The organism is Kribbella sp. NPDC051587 (genome assembly GCF_044453945.1).
Classification (GTDB): domain Bacteria; phylum Actinomycetota; class Actinomycetes; order Propionibacteriales; family Kribbellaceae; genus Kribbella.
On record NZ_JBITDE010000015.1, the window covers coordinates 16,732 to 34,023 of the forward strand.

Consider the following 17,292-nt stretch of genomic DNA (forward strand, 5'->3'; position numbering starts at 1 on the left):
GGCTGGAGGCCCGTGGACAGGGTTTCGAACTCGCAGCAGACCAAGCACGTTTTCGTCACCGGTGGCGTCGCCTCCAGTCTCGGCAAGGGGCTGACGGCGTCAAGCCTCGGCAGTCTGCTGACGGCGCGCGGCATCCGGGTGACCATGCAGAAGCTGGATCCGTATCTCAACGTCGATCCCGGCACGATGAACCCGTTCCAGCACGGCGAGGTGTTCATCACCAACGACGGCGCCGAGACCGACCTCGACATCGGTCACTACGAGCGGTTCCTGGACCGCGACCTGTCCCAGGTCGCGAACGTGACCACCGGGCAGGTCTACCAGCATGTGATCGCCAAGGAGCGCCGCGGCGAGTACCTGGGCGACACCGTCCAGGTGATCCCGCACATCACCAACGAGATCAAGGAACGGATGCTCGCGATGGCGGGCCCCGATGTTGACGTCGTCCTGCACGAGATCGGCGGCACGGTCGGTGACATCGAGTCGCTGCCGTTCCTCGAGGCCGCGCGGCAGGTCCGGCACGACGTCGGCCGCGACAACGTCTTCTTCCTGCACATCTCGCTGGTGCCCTACATGGCACCGGCCGGTGAGCTGAAGACGAAGCCGACCCAGCACTCGGTCGCCGCGCTGCGCTCGATCGGTATCCAGCCGGATGCCATCGTCTGCCGCGCGGACCGGCCGATCCCGGACAACGTCAAGCGCAAGATCTCGCTGATGTGCGACGTGGACGTCGAGGCCGTGGTGGCCGCCGCGGACGCGCCGAGCATCTACGACATCCCCAAGGTCCTGCACGCCGAGGGCCTGGACGCGTACGTCGTCCGGCGGCTCAGCATGCCGTTCCGCGACGTCGACTGGACCCGCTGGGACGAGCTGCTGAAGGTCGTCCACCACCCGAAGGACGAGGTCACCGTCGCGCTGGTCGGCAAGTACGTCGACCTGCCGGACGCCTACCTGTCGGTCGCCGAGGCGCTGCGGGCCGGTGGTTTCGGCAACGACGCCAAGGTGAACCTGCGCTGGATCGCCTCCGACGAGTGCGCCACCCCCGAGGGTGCCGCGAAGCTGCTCGGCGACGTGGACGCGATCTGCATCCCCGGTGGGTTCGGGGTGCGCGGGATCGAGGGCAAGATCGGCGCCATCCGGTACGCCCGCGAGAAGGGTGTCCCGATCCTCGGCCTGTGTCTCGGGCTGCAGTGCATGGTGGTCGAGGTCGCCCGCGACCTGGCCGGTCTGACGGACGCGAACTCGACCGAGTTCGACCCGGACGCCGAGCAGCCGGTGATCGCGACCATGGAGGAGCAGAAGGACATCGTCGCCGGTGGCGGCGACCTGGGCGGCACCATGCGCCTCGGCCTCTACCCGGCGAACCTGGCCGAGGGCTCGATCGTCCGCGACCTGTACGGCGCCGCCACCATCCAGGAGCGGCACCGGCACCGCTACGAGGTGAACAACGCCTACCGCGACAAGCTCGAGGCCGCCGGCCTGGTCTTCAGCGGTCTGTCGCCGGACCACGAGCTGGTCGAGTTCATCGAGCTGGACCGGGCCCAGCACCCGTACTTCGTCGCCACCCAGGCGCACCCGGAGCTGCGCTCGCGGCCGACCAAGCCGCACCCGCTGTTCGCCGGCCTCGTCGCGGCCGCCCTGGTCCGCCAGCGCGAGTCCCGGCTCCCGGTCGAGGACCCTGCTCCCGCTGCCGCCGCGAAGAAGCCGGCTGCCAAGACCAAGGCCGAGACGGTCAAGGCGTGATGGAGCACCCGGAACTCCGCTTCGGCGCCGGACTGGCCGACGTACCGGAGAAGTGGCCGGTCTCGGCGTCGGAGACGGTGCACTCGACGGGCCGGGTCATCTCGGTCCGCCGGGACACCATCGAGCCCCCGGACGGCGACACGTTCGTCCGCGACATCGTCGTACACCCGGGTGCCGTTGGCGTGGTGGCGCTCGACGAGCGCAACCGCATGCTGCTGGTGCGCCAGTACCGGCATCCGGTCGGCTACCGCCTGCTCGAGCCACCCGCCGGCCTCCTCGACGTACAGGGCGAGCAGTACCAGCTGGGCGGCGAGCGTGAGCTCTGGGAGGAGACCGGCACCAAGGCCGCCGACTGGCGCATCCTGGTCGACGCCTTCACCTCACCCGGCATGACCACCGAGGCCATCCGCATCTTCCTCGCCCGCGACCTGTCACCCGCCGACGAGACCTACACCCGCCTCCACGAGGAGGCGGACATGGAAACCGTCTGGGCGCCGCTGGTCGAGGTAGTCGGCGCCGTCCTGGCCGGCCACCTCCAGAACCCCTTCATCATCATGGGCGCCCTCGCCGCCTGGACCGCCCTCAACGGCCCCGGCTTCGAGTCCCTCCGCCCAGCCGACTCCCCCTGGCCGGCCAAAGACCTGTAAGACTTCCCCGCGTGCTACGCAGTCGCTCCTTCGTCGCACCTGCTACGCGCGCACCCGCCCGCCCCACATTCCACCGGGCTACCGCCCAGCCCCTGCGGGCTACCGCCCAGCCCCTGCGGGCTACCGCCCGCCCCGACTACCCGTGGCCGGCGCCGCCTGTGCACATCCGCGGTGGCGCTGACGCGCGTACCGACCCTGTCTACGCGAGGCAGTCGAACGCCCAATCCCAGCGGAACTCCCGCACGATTCGCCCACGCGTGCCTGACACAACTGGTTCGAGCGACTCGGTCGAGCCGGTCTGAGGGTCAACCATTCGCACACCTGCTTGCCGCAACACCGCGACCGACGCAGCCCAGGCAGGATGGTTGGTGAGCTCCGCACTGGCGTACGGCACAGCGACCGTCGGCGTCCGTGAGCCGAGAGCCGCGCAGAGCGTGGTCAACGGATACGAACTCGCTATCCCACCAGCCCAGGCATTGAGGGTGTGAAACGTCGCCGGAACCACCAGCACGGCATCCGCGGTCGGTGTGCGCCTGGGCTCGTGAGGCTTCCGATTGCCCACGACGATCGGCACATCAGCCAGGTCCAGGTCCTCGAGCCAGGGCATCGCGGCGTCGGTAGGTACGACATACGGCGTCCAGCCCAGCTCGCGGGCAGCCCGTACGCCGTCCTTCAGCCGTGCCGCAAGCGGCGCCCCACAGGTCACAAGAAGCAGAGTGCGGTCGCCCACGGAAACTCCTGCAGCTCATCGACCGAGGAGCTGGTAGTCGCTCCTGATCCGCAGCAGCTCTCGCCGTGCGTCGTCTCCGGTGGATGAGACATGGTCGAGTCGATCGAACAGCTCGTCGTACACCGTCACGTCGCCACTGGAATCGAGGATCGCTGAGGCGATCTCCGTCCCGATGAGAACGGCCGCGGAATCGTAGATGTGGAAGGCATGGGTGCAGAAGACCTCGACAGGTGTCGTCCACGGGATCACACCCAGACGGAGGTTCGGGCGGCGTGACGCCGTGATGATGGCGTCGAGCTGATCGACCATCACCTGCGGGTTACCTGCCTGCCATCGCAATGCGCCTTCGGTGAGGACGAGCCTGAACTCCTTCGTCTCGTCGTCCAGCGCGCTGCTGCGGCTCGAGCGGGCGTCGACTGCGGCGTCGCGCTCCTCGTCGGCGAGGCCGGCACCGAAGACGAGACTTGCATAGGCGCGTGTCTGCAGGAGCCCAGGCACCATCGCCGGTTGATAGCTGCGCAGCAGCGTTGCCTTGGACTCCAGCTGACCGATGTGGTGCTGGAGCCGTGCAGCGCCTCGAGTCATGACGACTCTCGACAAGCGACTCGAGGACTTCAGGTCGGATGCCAGCCCGACCAGGTTCTCTCGCTCGTCCGCGGATACGCCGTAGACGTCACACAATGAGCGAACATCCTCGGGGCTTGCTCGCAGCAGCCCGTTCTCGAGCTTGGAGATCTTCGACTGGCTCACGCCGGCCCGGCGGGCGGCTTCGAGACCGCCAAGGCCAGCACGGCGCCGAAACTCACGCAGCACCGTGGCCAGATCGAGAGCACCCGAGGTGTGGTCCGCACCAGTCATGCGTGGCTTGGCTTCTCCGGTTCTTGTTGGTTGGCTCGCCGGTACTCGGGATGATCGCTCCACCAGATACTGAAGGTTGTGCTCGCAGCGAGGGCGGCGTCGCGGCTCCGACGATACGGTACGACGTCCTCGGCGAGGCTTGCGCCGAGGTAGACGCCCCGCTCGTCGTAGTGCATGCGCAGGACTGTGTCGTCGTCCATCAGCCAGAAGTCCTCGAGCGGGTCGACCTCGATCGGCAACCGCTGCTCCGAGAGATCGAGAATGTGGATCTCTTCCCCGGCCGCCGCATTCGGCAGATACCCCCACTCGCATTCGTAGCGAAGGTAGTCGGTCAACGGCGTACGCAGGACGTGGACGCGATGTCTGAGCTTGCCGGCCGCTCGTTCGGCACGAAGCTGCTCCAGCCACGGTCCCTTGCGCTCGGGATCCGGATCCGGTTCACCGGCGAGATAACGCGCGACGTCGCCGCCGTCCGACCCGACGTCGTAATGGTCAAGAGTTTCGAGGCGGAACGCGCTGCGACGGAAACCCTCGAAGATCGCGTCCACCTGTTCCTCGGGCAGCATCAGCGGCGCTCCCACAGGCTTCTAGGGAAGCGAACGACGGCTTCACCCGGCCCCGCCTTCGCGAGGAGGTCCTGATCGTTCTCGACGATCGAGCCGACGACATAGATCGAGTCAGGATCGGTGTCCGTCGTCCAGGCCGCCGGACACGTCTTGTTGTCCGGGCAATCTCCAGCGATCCGCCGTAGCTGAGACATCCATGCTCTCCTTCGGCCAAGGGGTGATGACGATACGAGTCTACCGTGATGCCAATCGATATGGAATATGGGCTACAGGGTTTCGCAAATTCGCTCGATATTCCACTTTTTATGTGGAATATTCACTGCCATGGCCGACGGTCCTGCTCAGATCACGCCAGCGGTTGGCTACCTGCGGCGGTATCCGTCGATGACCTGGGTCGAGCTCGACCAGGCGGTGGTGCGACTCGCGATCTTCGCCAGGCGGCAAGGCTTATTTCTGAGTGAGGTCTTCGTGGAGCAACTCGCCACAGATCCGGTCGCGTTCGACGCGCTCGTGCAGGTGGTCAAACGGCGCGACATTCCCGTAGTTGTGGTGCCGACGGATGCGCACCTGAGTGCGGTGGGACGTGGTGAGACCAAAGGGCAGCGACTCGAGCGCGAGACCGGTGCGTGTGCCTTGATCGCGGCGGATCACTCCCAGGAGCCGGTGGGCGGGCGTACTGATCCCTGCGTCTGCGCCCGTCCGCCGTACCAAACTCCGTTGAGTGCTTGACCTTGTGCGGGTGGTGAGGGTATTTGTTGCTGACAACGATGTCACGCCGCTCTGTTCCGACGTCTTAGGTGGGGAATCCTTATGTCGCGCACCGCCCTGCGCCGTCGTACTGCTGTGCTTGTGAGTGTGTTGTCGGTTGGCCTTGCGCTGACTGCGACTGCTCAGGCCGCGTCTGGTCCACCTGTGCCGAGTTGGCCGACTACGAAACCACCTGCTGATCCGGCTGTGGCTGGGCTGCGTGGGGTGGAGGCTGTTGGCTCTAGCGGCATCACTGGTACGTCGGCCGATCCGACCGAGCATGTGGACCCGCTCATCGGTACGTCGAACCTGGGGGACGTGTTCCCGGGTGCGGTGTCGCCGTTCGGGATGTTCTCGTTCAGCCCGGAGACGAGCCGGGGGAACGCGTACCGGACTGCTGCGCCTGGTGGGTACCTGTACTCGGCTACGAAGATCCGTGGCTTCAGCCTGACGCACATGAGCGGTACTGGGTGTGCCGGTGGATCGGGTGACATTCCGATCTTCCCGTACGTCGGGGACGTGACCAGCTCGCCGCAGAGTGATGCGAAGGACGAGGTCTACGCCAGCACGTTCAGCCACGCCAATGAGGTCGCCAAGGCCGGGTACTACAAGGTCGGACTCGACTCTGGCGCTACGGCGGAGCTGAGCGCCACACCGCGCACTGGATCGGCTGAGTTCACGTTCCCGGCGGACAAGGCCAAGTCGCTGCTGTTCCGGACGTCGAACTCTGAGGTCGGCTCCAGCGACGCGCAGATCAGCATTGACCCGAAGACGCGCACTGTCTCCGGTGAGGTGACCAGTGGGAACTTCTGCGGCTATCTGGCCAGTGTTGGCCGCCGTAGCTACTACACGCTGCACTTCGTCGCGCAGTTCGACCAGCCCTTCAAGAACACCGGGACGTGGACCGACACGACAGTCACCCCGGGCAGCACGTCCGCACGCGGCGGTACGACGTACGGGACCGACGGCTGGATGCCGCCGAACAAGGGCTCTGGTGGGTACGTCGGTTTCGACAGCAGCAAGGTGACGATGCGGATCGGCATCTCCTACGTGAGCAAGGCCAACGCACAGGCCAACCTGCGTGCTGAGAACCCACATGGTTCGTCGGTGACCGCGACTGCGGCTAAGGCCAAGCAGGCTTGGCGAAAGCAGCTCAACCGCATTGAGATCAGCGGTGGCAGCACTGACCAGCGCACCACTTTCTACACCGCGCTGTACCACGCACTGCTGCACCCGAACGTGTTCAGTGACGTCAACGGGCAGTACTGGGGTTTCGACCAGAAGGTGCATCGCGTAGCGCGCGGTCAGGAGGCGCAGTACGCGACCTTCTCCGGGTGGGACGTCTATCGCTCGCAGGTGCAGCTGCTGTCGTTGCTCGAGCCAGACAAGGCAGGTGACATCGCCCAGTCGCTGCTCAACCAGGCCGATCAGAACGGCGGCGTCTGGGACCGCTGGACTCACGCCTCCGGCAGTACGGCGGTGATGACCGGTGACCCGGCTGCACCGGCAGTGGCTGGCATCTACGCATTCGGTGGCACGAACTTCGACGTACGGAGTGCCCTGAAGTCGCTGGTGAAGGCTGCGACGGTTCCGACCGCGAAGGACCTCAGCTCGGCCGGCAAGCCGGTGATGTCGATCGGTCAGCGGCCGTCGCTCGACAAGTACCTGGCGCTGCACTACATCCCGACCAAGTCCAACGCCTGGGGCGGTGCCGTCGAGACGCTCGAGGACACCACCGCGGACTTCGCGATCGCCCAGTTGGCCCAGCGGACCGGGAGCAACACGACGTACAAGCAGTTCCTGAACCGGTCGCAGTACTGGCAGAACGTGTTCAACCCGGAGAACGGCGGCTACGTCCAGAACCGGGACGAGAACGGCGCCTGGCCGGGCTTCACACCGGCGACGGGTGACGGGTTCGCCGAGGGCAGCAGTGCGCAGTACACGTGGATGGTGCCGCACAACCGCGCCGGTCTGGTCGATGCGATCGGTGGCGTGGACAAGACGAACCAGCGGTTGGATGCGTTCTTCAAGAACCCGGACGGCACCTGGGCGCTCACCAAGGCGGGCGACCTGCACGCCGAGATGGACAACGAGCCGTCGATCAACACACCGTGGATCTACAACTACACCGGCAAGCCGTACCAGACGCAGGAGACGCTGCGGCAGGCCATGACCCAGCTCTGGAACACCAGCACCGGTGGCATTCCTGGCAACGACGACCTGGGCGCCATGTCGTCCTGGTACGTGTGGACCGCGCTCGGGCTCTACCCCGACGTACCGAGCCGTTCTGAGCTCCAGGTCGCAGCACCGCTGTTCCCGCGCGCAGTCATCCACCGCGACCGCGGCAAGACCATCCGGATCAACGCTCCGGGCGCAGACGCGCCGTACGTGCAGTCTTTGAAGGTGAACGGGCGGACGTCGTCCAAGGCGTGGCTGCCGGAGAGCTTCGTGCAGCACGGCGGCACTCTGGACTTCACGCTCGGTACGACGGCCAATGTGGCCTGGGGTTCGAAGCCGGCCGACGCACCGCCGTCGTGGCGCACCGGTGAGATCCCGTTCCAGACGTCCACGGATCTGAGCCGCGTGGTGATCGCACCGGGCACCACCAGTGCGCCAGTGGCGATCAAGGCGCACCGTCTGAGCGGTACACCGCAGAACGTGACCTATACGGTGCAGACGCCGCCCGGTCTGACCGCCAACCCGGCCACTGGCTCGTTCCGCGTCGAGCAGGACGGCAGTGCGCCCGTGACCATCACAGCTGCACCCGGTACGCCGGATGGTCGCTACCCGGTCACGGTGTCGGTCAAGGCGGCTGACGGCACTGCACTGCCGCAGGTGGGCTTCACCGTGGTTGTCGGGCTGCCGAACTCGTTCTTCGTGCTGCGGGAAGGCACAGCGGCTTCCGACGACGCTGGTGACCACACCGAGGCTGACTACGACGGTGGGGGAGTGAGCTACTCGCGGCAGGCTCTGGCCGCGGCCGGGCTGACGCCCGGTGGCACCGGCGCCGTACAGGGGCTGACGTTCACGTGGCCCGACGTACCGGTGGGAGACCCGGACAACGTGCCTGCGGACGGCCAGCTGCTCAACCTGAACCTGCCGGCCGGTACGACGAAGCTGTCGTTCATCGGCAGCGCGGTGAACGGGAACCAGCAGACGACCGCCACGCTGAACTTCAGCGACGGCAGTACCCAGCCGATCGACCTGTCCTTCAGCGACTGGACTCTGGGCGGTGGTGGCGACACTCTGCACTACGGCAACCTGATTGTCGCGACCACGCCGTACCGGAACGAGTCCGGCGGCGGGCGTGACAACGTGACGACGCACATCTTCGCCACGGCACCTGTGACCTTGACCCAGACGCCGGTCAGCATCACGCTTCCGAAGAACCGCGATCTGCGGATCTTCACTGTGGCAGTGGGAGGAAACTGATGAAGGTTTCGGCTGTGATCGCAGGTGCGACGTTGATGGTGGCCACGCTGCTGGTCGCCACTCCGGCGCACGCTGCACCACCGACCGGCACCAAGGGGCCGTGCGGCTACACCTCGACCCCGGACGACCCGCCGGCCCGACCGGTCTCGCTGCCGCCGGACCCGCAGCACACGCCGGACAAGGGCATCGTCAAGGTGGTGGTCGCGACCAACCAGGGGCTGATGCTGCTGTCACTCGACCGCGCCAAGGCGCCGTGCACGGTGCAGAGCTTCCTGCACCTGGCCAAGAGCCGCTTCTACGACTTCACCACCTGTCACCGGCTCACGCTGTACCCGACGCTCAAGGTGCTGCAGTGCGGCGACCCGAGCGGTACCGGTGAGGGCGGTCCGGGCTACTCCTACAAGGACGAACTGCCGACCGGCCTGCCGAACTGGCCGACCGACCCCTCTGGCGCCAGCAAGGTCTACGCCCGTGGTGTCCTCGCCATGGCGAACGCCGGCCCCGACACCAACGGCAGCCAGTTCTTCCTGGTCTTCGCGGACTCGCGGCTGCGGCCCAACTACACGATCTTCGGCACGGTGGACCGCACCGGGCTGAAGACGCTGGACAAGGTCGCCGCGGGTGGCACCGTCGTCAGCGACGACAACCCGGACAACCTCGACGGTCCGCCGGTCCGCAAGACCGACATCCTGATCGCCCGCTCACTCGGCAGCTGGTAGCTCGACCGCCTCGCCGCCGCCCTCAGCCAGGGCGGCGGCGACCAGCCGCACGTGCTCCTGGTGCTGCTCGGACGGGACGTTCGGCAGCAGGTCGTCCCAGATGGCGAGCATCGCGCCGCGCAGCTGCATCTGCCCGAGCGGCCGCGCCAGGAACCACACGTGGAAGTGCTCGCTCCCGTCACCCCACCGGCTGAAGTGCGTCCGCCCGACCGCTTCGAGACGGCTGATCGCGCCGCTCACCCGCTGGATCACGCCGCCGAGGGTCGCCGTGAGCTCCGGCGGCAGGTTGTCGAGCCGGTAGTGCTGCCGAGGCTCGAGGACGGCGACGAACGGCAGCCCGTGGTTCTCGAACGCCTTCAGGTGCCACTGGTCGTCGCGCCAGATCACGAACCTGCCCGGCTCCGTGCAGGTGTAGCAGGGCTTCCCGCCCGGCTCACCGGCGCGCAGCGGTTCAGGCAGCTCGGGATCGGCCAGCGGCACGACCTGGAGGTCGCCCTCGAACGGGAACAGCGGGTCGCCGATCAACTCCGCGGCGGACAGACGTTCGCCGTACGGGAGGTTGCGGTGGTACTGCGACGGAAGTTCGGTCATGTGCCGCAGTCTGCCGGGGTTGGCCGCAACAGGTCATCCCAATTGCAGGAACCTGCCGAGGCACTACCGTCCCGCGCATGGGGCTGGAGTGGGATCCGAAGCTGGGGGCGGCGGCTGCGGAGTGTGTGGCCGGGTTCCGGCCTGTCTTCGGGGAGTTCGTCGCGCGGGCCGGCAGTGGTGGGCCGGAGCGGATCAAGGTCGCCGCCGAGAAGCTGCTGGACTACGTGAGCGCCCGGTCGATCACCGTCGATCGGCGGCTCGAGCACCGGGAGACGTGGATCGCGCTGCGCACCGCAGCCGAGCTGGCTGTGCGCTACCTGGACGCCTGCTGGACGCCGGCCGGAGACGTGGTGCACTGCTGGGTCGAGTACCTCGGTGTGGGCTTCGGGTTCGAGCAGCAGAACGACGAGGAGCTGCGGCTGGAGGACTGGACGAAGGCCTTCGAGCTGGCGGTGATCCTGCGCGATGAGGAGCTGGTGCTCCGGCTGATCGAGTTCACCGACAGCTTCCCGGTCGACGACCTGACCCCTGACATCCGCGGCTACTTGGCGATCACCGCAGGTGAGCCGCTGGACCCTGACGCACCACCTGTCCTCCGAGCGATCGCTGACCACGATGCGGCCCAGTTCACTCAGGAGCTGGCCCAGGTACTGCAGCAGCGACCAGTTGCGACGGCTGACACTCTGCGGGACCTCCTGCCGTGGTCAGCGCTCGCCATGTCGTCGTACGCCTTCAAGGCCGACCTCGGCATCGAGACCGGCGCCCTGCCTCGCCGACTGGTGGAAGGCACTGGCTACCGTTCTGGGTATGGCGACTGATGACGTGAAGCGGCCGAAGCTCGCGGAGCTGTTGGACCTCGAGGCGCACCCGGAAGGTGGTTGGTACCGCGAGACCTGGCGGTCCGAGGTGACGTTCCAGCCCGACGGGTACGACGGTGAGCGGGCCAGCGCGACGGCCATCTACTTCCTGCTCGGTCCGGGGGAGGAGTCGGTGTGGCACCGGGTGCGGTCGGCAGAGATCTGGCTGTGGCACTCCGGCGGACCACTGACACTCCAGTACGGCGAATCGCCGGAGCAGGCGGTGTCGGTCACGCTGGGATCTGATGTGGCGGCCGGACAGCAGCCTCAGGTGGTGATCCCGGCCGGCGCATGGCAGGCAGCCAGGCCGGCCGGGGATCAGGAAGTGCTCGTGTCCTGCGTGGTGTCGCCCGGCTTCGACTTCGCCGACTTCACCATGTGACTCATTTAGCTCAGTACGGTCGCGAGGGCTTCGTAGCCAGGCAACAGGTCGATTCCCTCGCGACCCAACTGCTGGACTGCGACATGGTCGGCTCCGGCCTCCAGGTGGGCGTTCAAGCCCTCGGCGATCTCCACCGCTGACCCGTGCAGCACCAGGGCGTCGACGAGCCGGTCGCTACCACCGTCGGCGACGTCTTCATCAGTGAACCCGAGCCGCTTCAGGTTGCTCACGTAGTTGCTCAGCGCGAGGTAGTTGGCGAGGTAGTCACGGGCAGTCGTTCGGGCGATGTCCACATCCGTTTCGAGCACAACTTTCTGCTCGGGTGCGAGCAGCACTCCGCCACCCAGCGTGCGCCGTGCCTCCCGGGTGTGCTCCGGAGTGGTCAGGTACGGCAGTGCACCGGCGGTGCGGCTGCCGGACAGCTGCAGCACCTTCGGACCGAGCGCGGCCAGTGCCCGCCGCTCGACCGGCACCTTGGCGTCGTCCAGCTCGTCGAGGTAGGACACGATCGTCTCGTACGGCGACTTGTACTCAGCACTCCGTTCCCGGTGCCCGATGCCCACTCCGAGCAGAAAGCGTCCCGGCGCGGAGTCCTCGAGGCGGTGGTACGACTCCGCCACGTCCTCGGCCGGTGACTTCCACATGTTCACCACGCTGGTGCCGACAGCAACAGAGCTCGTTGCGGCCAGCAACACCTCGGCGTCGCGCAGACCGGCTCCCGGGGACGCGCCCAGCCACAGCGCGCCGTACCCGGCTTGCTCCAGCCCGGCCGCGAGCTCCGGACCCCAGTGCTGCGCACCGTGCCAGACCCCGAAGCGTCCCAGTTCGATCGCCACGTCGTACCCCTCTCGTCGTCCCACTGTCAGGCGCAACCCGGGGCGGTCGGGCAGTACTGCCAGGTTCAAGCATCTCCGATGGGACGGCGGTCGCGTCAATGATGGTTGTCACGTCAAAGGTGACCCGACCGCTACTTGCCGGTCACATGTCCATCAGACCAACCGATCAGGTGGTATGGCCTGAGCAGGCATACACTCGGCACCGACCTGGCATCATCCGCTCACCGCCGGGCCGCGGTCACAACGATGTGCGCCGTCCTCCTGGAAGGAAAGAAGGGCAAGCAGTGAAGGTCGGAGTTCCGAAGGAAGTCAAGAACCACGAGTACCGGGTGGCCATCACGCCGTCCGGTGTGCACGAGTTCGTGCGCCACGGGCACGAGGTTCTGATCGAGCAGAACGCGGGCAGCGGATCGCTGATCCCCGACGAGGAGTTCGTCACGGCCGGGGCGCGGATCGTGCCCACCGCTGACGAGGTGTGGGGCGAGGCGGACCTGATTCTGAAGGTCAAGGAGCCGGTCGCCGAGGAGTACCACCGGATGCGCAAGGACCAGGTGCTGTTCACGTACCTGCACCTGGCCGCCAGCAAGGAGTGCACCGACGCTCTGCTGACCGCCGGCGTCACCGGCATCGCCTACGAGACGGTCCAGCTGCCGGACGGCTCGCTGCCGCTGCTGGCCCCGATGAGCGAGGTCGCCGGCCGGCTCGCGCCGCAGTCCGGCGCCTACCACCTGATGCGCAGCGGTGGTGGGCGTGGTGTCCTGCTCGGCGGTGTCTCCGGCACGCACCCGGCCCGCGTGGTCATCCTGGGCGCCGGTGTCTCCGGCATGAACGCGGCCGCGATCGCGCTCGGGATGCAGGCGCAGGTCCAGCTCTTCGACCGCAACATCGCGCGGCTCCGCCAGGCCGACCAGATCTACCAGGGCCACCTGCTGACGATCGCCTCGAACGCCTACGAGATCGAGCGTGCGGCCCTGGAGGCCGACCTCGTCATCGGTGCGGTGCTGGTGCCCGGTGCCAAGGCGCCGAAGCTGATCGACAACGAGCTGGTGAGCCGGATGAAGCCGGGCAGCGTGCTCGTCGACATCGCGATCGACCAGGGCGGCTGCTTCGAGGACTCGCGTCCGACCACCCACGCGGACCCGGTCTACCAGGTGCACAACTCGCTGTTCTACTGCGTCGCCAACATGCCCGGCGCGGTCCCGAACACGTCGACGTACGCGCTCACCAACGTGACGCTGCCGTACGCGATCGAGCTGGCCAACCTGGGCTGGCGCGAGGCGCTCAAGCGCGACCACAGCCTGGCGCTCGGCCTGAACACCTACGACGGTCAGGTCACCTACGGCCCGGTCGCGGAGGCTCACGACGTCTCCCAGCTCAAGCTGGACGAGGTCCTGGTCTGAGCATCAGCCGTGCGGTTGGTGCTTACCTCGACCACCTGACGGTCGAACGCGGTCTCGCCGCGAACACCCTGGCGTCGTACCGGCGTGATCTGCGCCGGTACGACGCTCACCTGGCCGGGACCGGTATCACCGGGCTCGGCCAGGTCACTGAGGCAGTGGTCAGTGACTTCCTGATGCGGTTGCGTGAGGGCGACGAGGACCATCCGCCGCTCACGGCCTCCAGTGCGGGCCGCACCCTCGTCGCAGTGCGTGGCTTTCACAAGTTCTGCCTGCGTGAGGGGCTGACCGCAGTGGACCCGGCTGCGGCCGTGAAGCCGCCGGCTCCGCCACAGCGGTTGCCGAAGGCGCTGTCCGTGGACGAAGTGACCCGCATCCTGACTGCCGCGGCCGGTGCGGAGGCGGAGCCCGCCGTACTGGCCACTCGGGACGCTGCGCTGCTGGAGTTCCTCTATGGGACCGGTGCGCGGATCTCGGAGGCTGTGGGGCTCGACGTGGACGACGTCGATCTGGAGGTCGGTGCAGTGCTGCTGCGCGGTAAGGGCAGCAAGGAGCGGGTGGTTCCGGTTGGGACCTACGCGCTGAAGGCGTTGTCGGCGTACCAGGTGCGTGGCCGTCCTGACCTGGTCGGGCGGGGCCGCGGCACGCACGCACTGTTCCTGAACGCGCGCGGTGGTCGGCTCTCGCGGCAGAGTGCCTGGACGGTACTGCGGCGCGCGGCGGAGCGGGCCGGGATCGCGAAAGAGATCTCCCCTCACACGCTGCGGCACTCGTTCGCGACCCACCTGCTGGACGGCGGCGCCGACGTACGGGTGGTGCAGGAGCTGCTCGGCCACGCGTCGGTGACCACGACGCAGGTCTACACGCTGGTGACCGTCGACAAGCTTCGTGAGGTCTACGCAACGTCCCACCCACGCGCGCTTTAAGGTTCATCGCGTGAGTGAACAGACGGGGGCGGCCGAAGAGCGGCATGCCAGTTGGCTGGAGTTGTTCTTCGACCTGACGGTGGTGGCCGCGGCGGCGCAGATCTCGCACCGCCTGCACGGCGCCGAGACGATCGGCCAAGTCGCCATCTGTGCAGCGATGTTCTACGCGGTGTGGAGCGTGTGGACCGCGACCAGCGTCTATGCGAACGTCGCGGGCGAGCGGACCCGCCGCCGTACCGTGTTGTGGACGATGCTGGGCATCGGGGTGATGGCCGCGGCCGCTCCGGGTGTCTGGCCGGGACTGCTGCCCGAGCACGAGGCTTCCGAGCTCAGTGCGCGAGCATCCGGGGACACCCGAACCATCGCATTCACCATCGCGTTCCTGCTCTGCCGCGGTCTCGCCTCCCGGTCGGCCAGTAGTGACGGCAAGGTCATCGGCTTCTGGCCGGCTACGCAGGGTGTGACGGCCGCGCCGTGGGTCGTCGCTCTCGTCGTGAAGCCGGAGACGGCGTACTGGCTCTGGCTCGGGGGGATCGCCGCGGACCTGCTGTTCTCGGTGATGGGTGCCCGCAACCCCAAGGCGATGGAGCAACGCGCGGACAGCATCCGGCGGGACCAGGACAAGCAGCAGCGCCGGGACCGGTTGTTCTACCGGTTGCCGTTCGGCCGGCCCGACGACGTACCGGTGCAGCCGCCGCTGATCTCGATGGCGAAGGTCGAACGAGGGCATCTGGACGAGCGCCTGGGACTGTTCGTGATCATCGTTCTCGGTGAGGCCCTGGCACAGGTGGTCGCGGCCGATACGGCGCTGGAGTGGGACTGGCGGGTGGTGCTGGCGTCCCTGGCAGCGTTCTGGCTGCTGGTCGAACTGTGGCAGCTCACCACGCTGTACGGGTTCACCCCGGCGCCGCGCAGCACCACCCCACTGCAGCCGTGGGCCGCACTGCTCGCCCACCTCGGCGTCACCGGCGCGATCGTCGCGATGGCGGCCGGACTGGGTGGGCTGATCGCGGAGTCCGGTGAGCACCCGGAGACCAAGGAACGCTGGTACCTGTTCGGCGGCCTGGCCCTGTACTGCGCGATCAGCGGAGTGGCCGGGGTGATCGGCCGGGTGCGGCTGCGGTGGTTCCTCGGCTGGCAGTTGCCCTGCCTGCTCGCGGCGGTGCTGATCGCGGTGCTCGGGCACGGATTGCCGGGCTGGGCGCTGGCGGCGCTGGCGGCCGTCGTACCGACCTGGTTGGCCGGCTACACGCGGCTCGTGAAAAGGTAGGGCCCGGTGCAGGGCTTTCCGGAACGGTGTGCAATGATCTGCTCACGGTCGGTCACCACGACGGGGTGATCGGTCTACTGTGGAATGCCGACCGGAAACCGCTCGACCCGGGTGCGGAGTGGCCGCTTGAGAGTGCTTGAATGCACGCTTACAGTCGCAGGCGTCGCCCGTATCGGTTGAAAGGTTTGGCGAGTCATGAACGAGTCGACATTCCCGGGCACCGAGCAGCACCTCGAAGGCGCTTCGCAAGAGCCGCCGGCGGTGACACCTGCCGAACCAAGCGCGCCGCCCCAGCGCACCACGTTGACCCCACCCGAGAACTATGCGGCGATGCCCAGGCCCACGGCCAAGCTCACCGCGGAGGACCTTGCACCTGTGAGCGATCCCAGCGGCCCGCGCAAGATCGGGCCGACCGGCCGTCCGATGCCGGACCTGCCGGAAGTCCTGCCGCCGACCAAGACCGGTCCGGCGCAGGTGATCGCCATGTGCAACCAGAAGGGTGGCGTGGGTAAGACCACGACCACGATCAACCTCGGTGCCGCGATCGCCGAGACCGGCCGCAAGGTGCTGCTGATCGACTTCGACCCGCAGGGGTCCGCCTCGATCGGGCTCGGCGTGCAGCCGCACGACCTGGAGCTGTCGGTCTACAACCTGCTGATGCAGCGCGACATCACCCCGGCCGAGGTCATCCAGGCGACCCGGGTGCCGAACCTCGACCTGCTGCCGGCCAACATCGACCTGTCCGCGGCCGAGGTCCAGCTGGTCCAGGAGGTCGCCCGGGAGTACACGCTGCAGCGCGTCCTCGAGTCGATCATCCCCCACTACGACGTGATCCTGATCGACTGCGCTCCGTCGCTCGGTCTGCTCACGGTGAACGCGCTGACCGCGTCGAACGGCATCGTCGTACCGCTGGAGTGCGAGTTCTTCGCGCTCCGTGGGCTGGCCATGCTGACCGACACGATCGGCAAGGTGCAGGACCGGCTGAACCCGAAGCTGGAGATCGTCGGCATCCTCGGCACCATGTTCGACGGGCGCACCACGCACGCGCGTGAGGTGCTCGACCGCGTCGTCCAGGCCTTCGACGAGCGGGTTTTCCACACTGTCATCCGGCGCACCGTGAAGTTCCCCGAGACCACGGTCGTCGGCGAACCGATCACGACGTACGCGCCCTCGTCCCAAGCGGCCACGCAGTACCGCGACCTTGCCAAGGAGGTGCTCGCGCGTTGTCCCGCCGGGTGAGCCTGCCAGGTGCCAGTGAACTCTTCGGGGGTGCGGCACCGCAGCAGACCAGACCCGAGAAGCGCACCACCACTGACGGACCGGCTTCGAGTTCCGTGCGTTCGCGTACGGCGGTCGCCGACGACCGGAAGTCCAGTGGACGGATCCGCCACGACACGAAGATCACCGTGTACGTGACGGAGGAAGAGCTGCTCGGATTGGAACAGGTGCGGCTGGCGCTGCGGGCCGAACACGGCCTCAGCGCGGACCGCGGCCGGATCGTGCGCGAGGCGATCGACGTCCTGCTGGCCGACTTCGTCGACCACGGACCGGACTCGGTGCTGGTACGGCGGCTCAAGGCGTCGGAGTGACC

Annotated in this window: 18 protein-coding genes; 12 read left to right on the forward strand and 6 right to left on the reverse strand. The window is 67.5% G+C overall.

Annotated elements, in window-relative coordinates; genetic code table 11:
• Positions 1-12: 12 nt before the first annotated feature.
• Together ACIA49_RS35865 and ACIA49_RS35870 are read left to right on the forward strand one after the other, a co-directional pair.
• Positions 13-1,743: a CTP synthase gene (locus ACIA49_RS35865; RefSeq protein WP_396382692.1), complete on the forward strand. Its 1,731-nt coding sequence runs from the start codon at positions 13-15 to the stop codon at positions 1,741-1,743.
• Positions 1,743-2,390, forward strand: coding sequence for an NUDIX domain-containing protein (locus ACIA49_RS35870; RefSeq protein WP_396382903.1), 648 nt, complete (start codon positions 1,743-1,745; stop codon positions 2,388-2,390). The genes ACIA49_RS35865 and ACIA49_RS35870 overlap by 1 nt, the downstream gene beginning before the upstream one ends.
• A 199-nt stretch (positions 2,391-2,589) precedes the next feature.
• Here the strand turns inward: ACIA49_RS35870 and ACIA49_RS35875 are convergent, their stop codons facing one another.
• Genes ACIA49_RS35875 through ACIA49_RS35890 form a run of 4 tightly spaced genes read right to left on the reverse strand, consistent with a single transcriptional unit; the run spans position 2,590 to position 4,738 of the window.
• The gene (locus ACIA49_RS35875) at positions 2,590-3,120 is read right to left on the reverse strand and encodes a flavoprotein (protein WP_396382694.1); all 531 of its coding nucleotides are present in this window, start codon (positions 3,118-3,120) and stop codon (positions 2,590-2,592) included.
• A 15-nt stretch (positions 3,121-3,135) separates the two neighbouring features.
• A complete protein-coding gene (locus tag ACIA49_RS35880; RefSeq protein WP_396382696.1) occupies positions 3,136-3,978 on the reverse strand; it encodes a helix-turn-helix domain-containing protein in 843 nt (280 codons plus the stop codon).
• Positions 3,975-4,544, reverse strand: a complete 570-nt coding sequence (locus ACIA49_RS35885) for a DUF6879 family protein (protein ID WP_396382698.1) — start codon at positions 4,542-4,544, stop codon at positions 3,975-3,977. The genes ACIA49_RS35880 and ACIA49_RS35885 overlap by 4 nt, the downstream gene beginning before the upstream one ends.
• Positions 4,544-4,738: a hypothetical protein gene (locus tag ACIA49_RS35890; protein ID WP_396382700.1), complete on the reverse strand. Its 195-nt coding sequence runs from the start codon at positions 4,736-4,738 to the stop codon at positions 4,544-4,546. Before ACIA49_RS35890 ends, ACIA49_RS35885 begins: the two co-directional genes overlap by 1 nt.
• A gap of 130 nt (positions 4,739-4,868) precedes the next feature.
• Here ACIA49_RS35890 and ACIA49_RS35895 point away from each other — a divergent pair, with 130 nt between their 5' ends.
• The 3 genes from ACIA49_RS35895 (at position 4,869) to ACIA49_RS35905 (ending at position 9,442) form a co-directional block, all read left to right on the forward strand.
• Entirely contained in the window at positions 4,869-5,273 is a 405-nt protein-coding gene (locus tag ACIA49_RS35895; protein WP_396382702.1) for a hypothetical protein, read from the forward strand.
• Positions 5,274-5,516: 243 nt separating this feature from the next.
• Positions 5,517-8,723, forward strand: a complete 3,207-nt coding sequence (locus tag ACIA49_RS35900; protein ID WP_396382703.1) for a GH92 family glycosyl hydrolase — start codon at positions 5,517-5,519, stop codon at positions 8,721-8,723.
• Positions 8,723-9,442, forward strand: coding sequence for a peptidylprolyl isomerase (locus tag ACIA49_RS35905; RefSeq protein ID WP_396382704.1), 720 nt, complete (start codon positions 8,723-8,725; stop codon positions 9,440-9,442). The genes ACIA49_RS35900 and ACIA49_RS35905 overlap by 1 nt, the downstream gene beginning before the upstream one ends.
• Here ACIA49_RS35905 and ACIA49_RS35910 read toward each other — a convergent pair.
• On the reverse strand, positions 9,425-10,033 hold the full coding sequence (locus ACIA49_RS35910) for a hypothetical protein (RefSeq protein ID WP_396382705.1): 609 nt from the start codon (positions 10,031-10,033) through the stop codon (positions 9,425-9,427). The two genes, ACIA49_RS35905 and ACIA49_RS35910, sit on opposite strands and share 18 nt — an antisense overlap.
• A gap of 77 nt (positions 10,034-10,110) precedes the next feature.
• On the opposite strand from ACIA49_RS35910, the gene ACIA49_RS35915 reads away from it, so the two are divergent.
• Together ACIA49_RS35915 and ACIA49_RS35920 are read left to right on the forward strand one after the other, a co-directional pair.
• Entirely contained in the window at positions 10,111-10,851 is a 741-nt protein-coding gene (locus ACIA49_RS35915; RefSeq protein ID WP_396382706.1) for a hypothetical protein, read from the forward strand.
• Positions 10,841-11,272, forward strand: a complete 432-nt coding sequence (locus ACIA49_RS35920; RefSeq protein ID WP_396382707.1) for a cupin domain-containing protein — start codon at positions 10,841-10,843, stop codon at positions 11,270-11,272. The genes ACIA49_RS35915 and ACIA49_RS35920 overlap by 11 nt, the downstream gene beginning before the upstream one ends.
• 5 nt (positions 11,273-11,277) lie before the next feature.
• Here the strand turns inward: ACIA49_RS35920 and ACIA49_RS35925 are convergent, their stop codons facing one another.
• Positions 11,278-12,108, reverse strand: coding sequence for an LLM class F420-dependent oxidoreductase (locus ACIA49_RS35925; protein ID WP_396382708.1), 831 nt, complete (start codon positions 12,106-12,108; stop codon positions 11,278-11,280).
• Positions 12,109-12,392: 284 nt separating this feature from the next.
• Between ACIA49_RS35925 and ald the strand changes: the two genes are divergently transcribed.
• From ald to ACIA49_RS35950, 5 genes are all read left to right on the forward strand, one after another.
• Positions 12,393-13,508 carry an alanine dehydrogenase gene (gene ald, locus ACIA49_RS35930; protein ID WP_396382710.1) on the forward strand — a complete coding sequence of 372 codons (1,116 nt, stop codon included), beginning with the start codon at positions 12,393-12,395 and terminating at the stop codon, positions 13,506-13,508.
• The gene (xerD, locus tag ACIA49_RS35935; RefSeq protein ID WP_396382904.1) at positions 13,505-14,431 is read left to right on the forward strand and encodes a site-specific tyrosine recombinase XerD; all 927 of its coding nucleotides are present in this window, start codon (positions 13,505-13,507) and stop codon (positions 14,429-14,431) included. Before ald ends, xerD begins: the two co-directional genes overlap by 4 nt.
• A gap of 10 nt (positions 14,432-14,441) precedes the next feature.
• Positions 14,442-15,701 (forward strand): low temperature requirement protein A, encoded by a 1,260-nt coding sequence (locus ACIA49_RS35940; protein ID WP_396382711.1) that lies wholly within the window; start codon positions 14,442-14,444, stop codon positions 15,699-15,701.
• A 330-nt stretch (positions 15,702-16,031) separates the two neighbouring features.
• Positions 16,032-16,940, forward strand: coding sequence for a ParA family protein (locus ACIA49_RS35945; protein WP_396382905.1), 909 nt, complete (start codon positions 16,032-16,034; stop codon positions 16,938-16,940).
• Positions 16,925-17,290, forward strand: coding sequence for a hypothetical protein (locus ACIA49_RS35950; RefSeq protein ID WP_132407981.1), 366 nt, complete (start codon positions 16,925-16,927; stop codon positions 17,288-17,290). Before ACIA49_RS35945 ends, ACIA49_RS35950 begins: the two co-directional genes overlap by 16 nt.
• Positions 17,291-17,292: the final 2 nt, after the last annotated feature.

Excerpts from the sequence above, each read along its gene's own strand:
- ACIA49_RS35920 (WP_396382707.1), top strand. The coding sequence starts at position 10,841 with ATGGCGACTGATGACGTGAAGCGGCCGAAGCTCGCGGAGCTGTTGGAC.
- ACIA49_RS35905 (WP_396382704.1), top strand. The coding sequence starts at position 8,723 with ATGAAGGTTTCGGCTGTGATCGCAGGTGCGACGTTGATGGTGGCCACG.
- ACIA49_RS35880 (WP_396382696.1), bottom strand. The coding sequence starts at position 3,978 with ATGACTGGTGCGGACCACACCTCGGGTGCTCTCGATCTGGCCACGGTG.
- ACIA49_RS35885 (WP_396382698.1), bottom strand. The coding sequence starts at position 4,544 with ATGCTGCCCGAGGAACAGGTGGACGCGATCTTCGAGGGTTTCCGTCGC.
- ACIA49_RS35945 (WP_396382905.1), top strand. The coding sequence starts at position 16,032 with ATGCCCAGGCCCACGGCCAAGCTCACCGCGGAGGACCTTGCACCTGTG.
- ACIA49_RS35910 (WP_396382705.1), bottom strand. The coding sequence starts at position 10,033 with ATGACCGAACTTCCGTCGCAGTACCACCGCAACCTCCCGTACGGCGAA.
- ACIA49_RS35915 (WP_396382706.1), top strand. The coding sequence starts at position 10,111 with ATGGGGCTGGAGTGGGATCCGAAGCTGGGGGCGGCGGCTGCGGAGTGT.
- ACIA49_RS35895 (WP_396382702.1), top strand. The coding sequence starts at position 4,869 with ATGGCCGACGGTCCTGCTCAGATCACGCCAGCGGTTGGCTACCTGCGG.
- ACIA49_RS35890 (WP_396382700.1), bottom strand. The coding sequence starts at position 4,738 with ATGTCTCAGCTACGGCGGATCGCTGGAGATTGCCCGGACAACAAGACG.
- ACIA49_RS35870 (WP_396382903.1), top strand. The coding sequence starts at position 1,743 with ATGGAGCACCCGGAACTCCGCTTCGGCGCCGGACTGGCCGACGTACCG.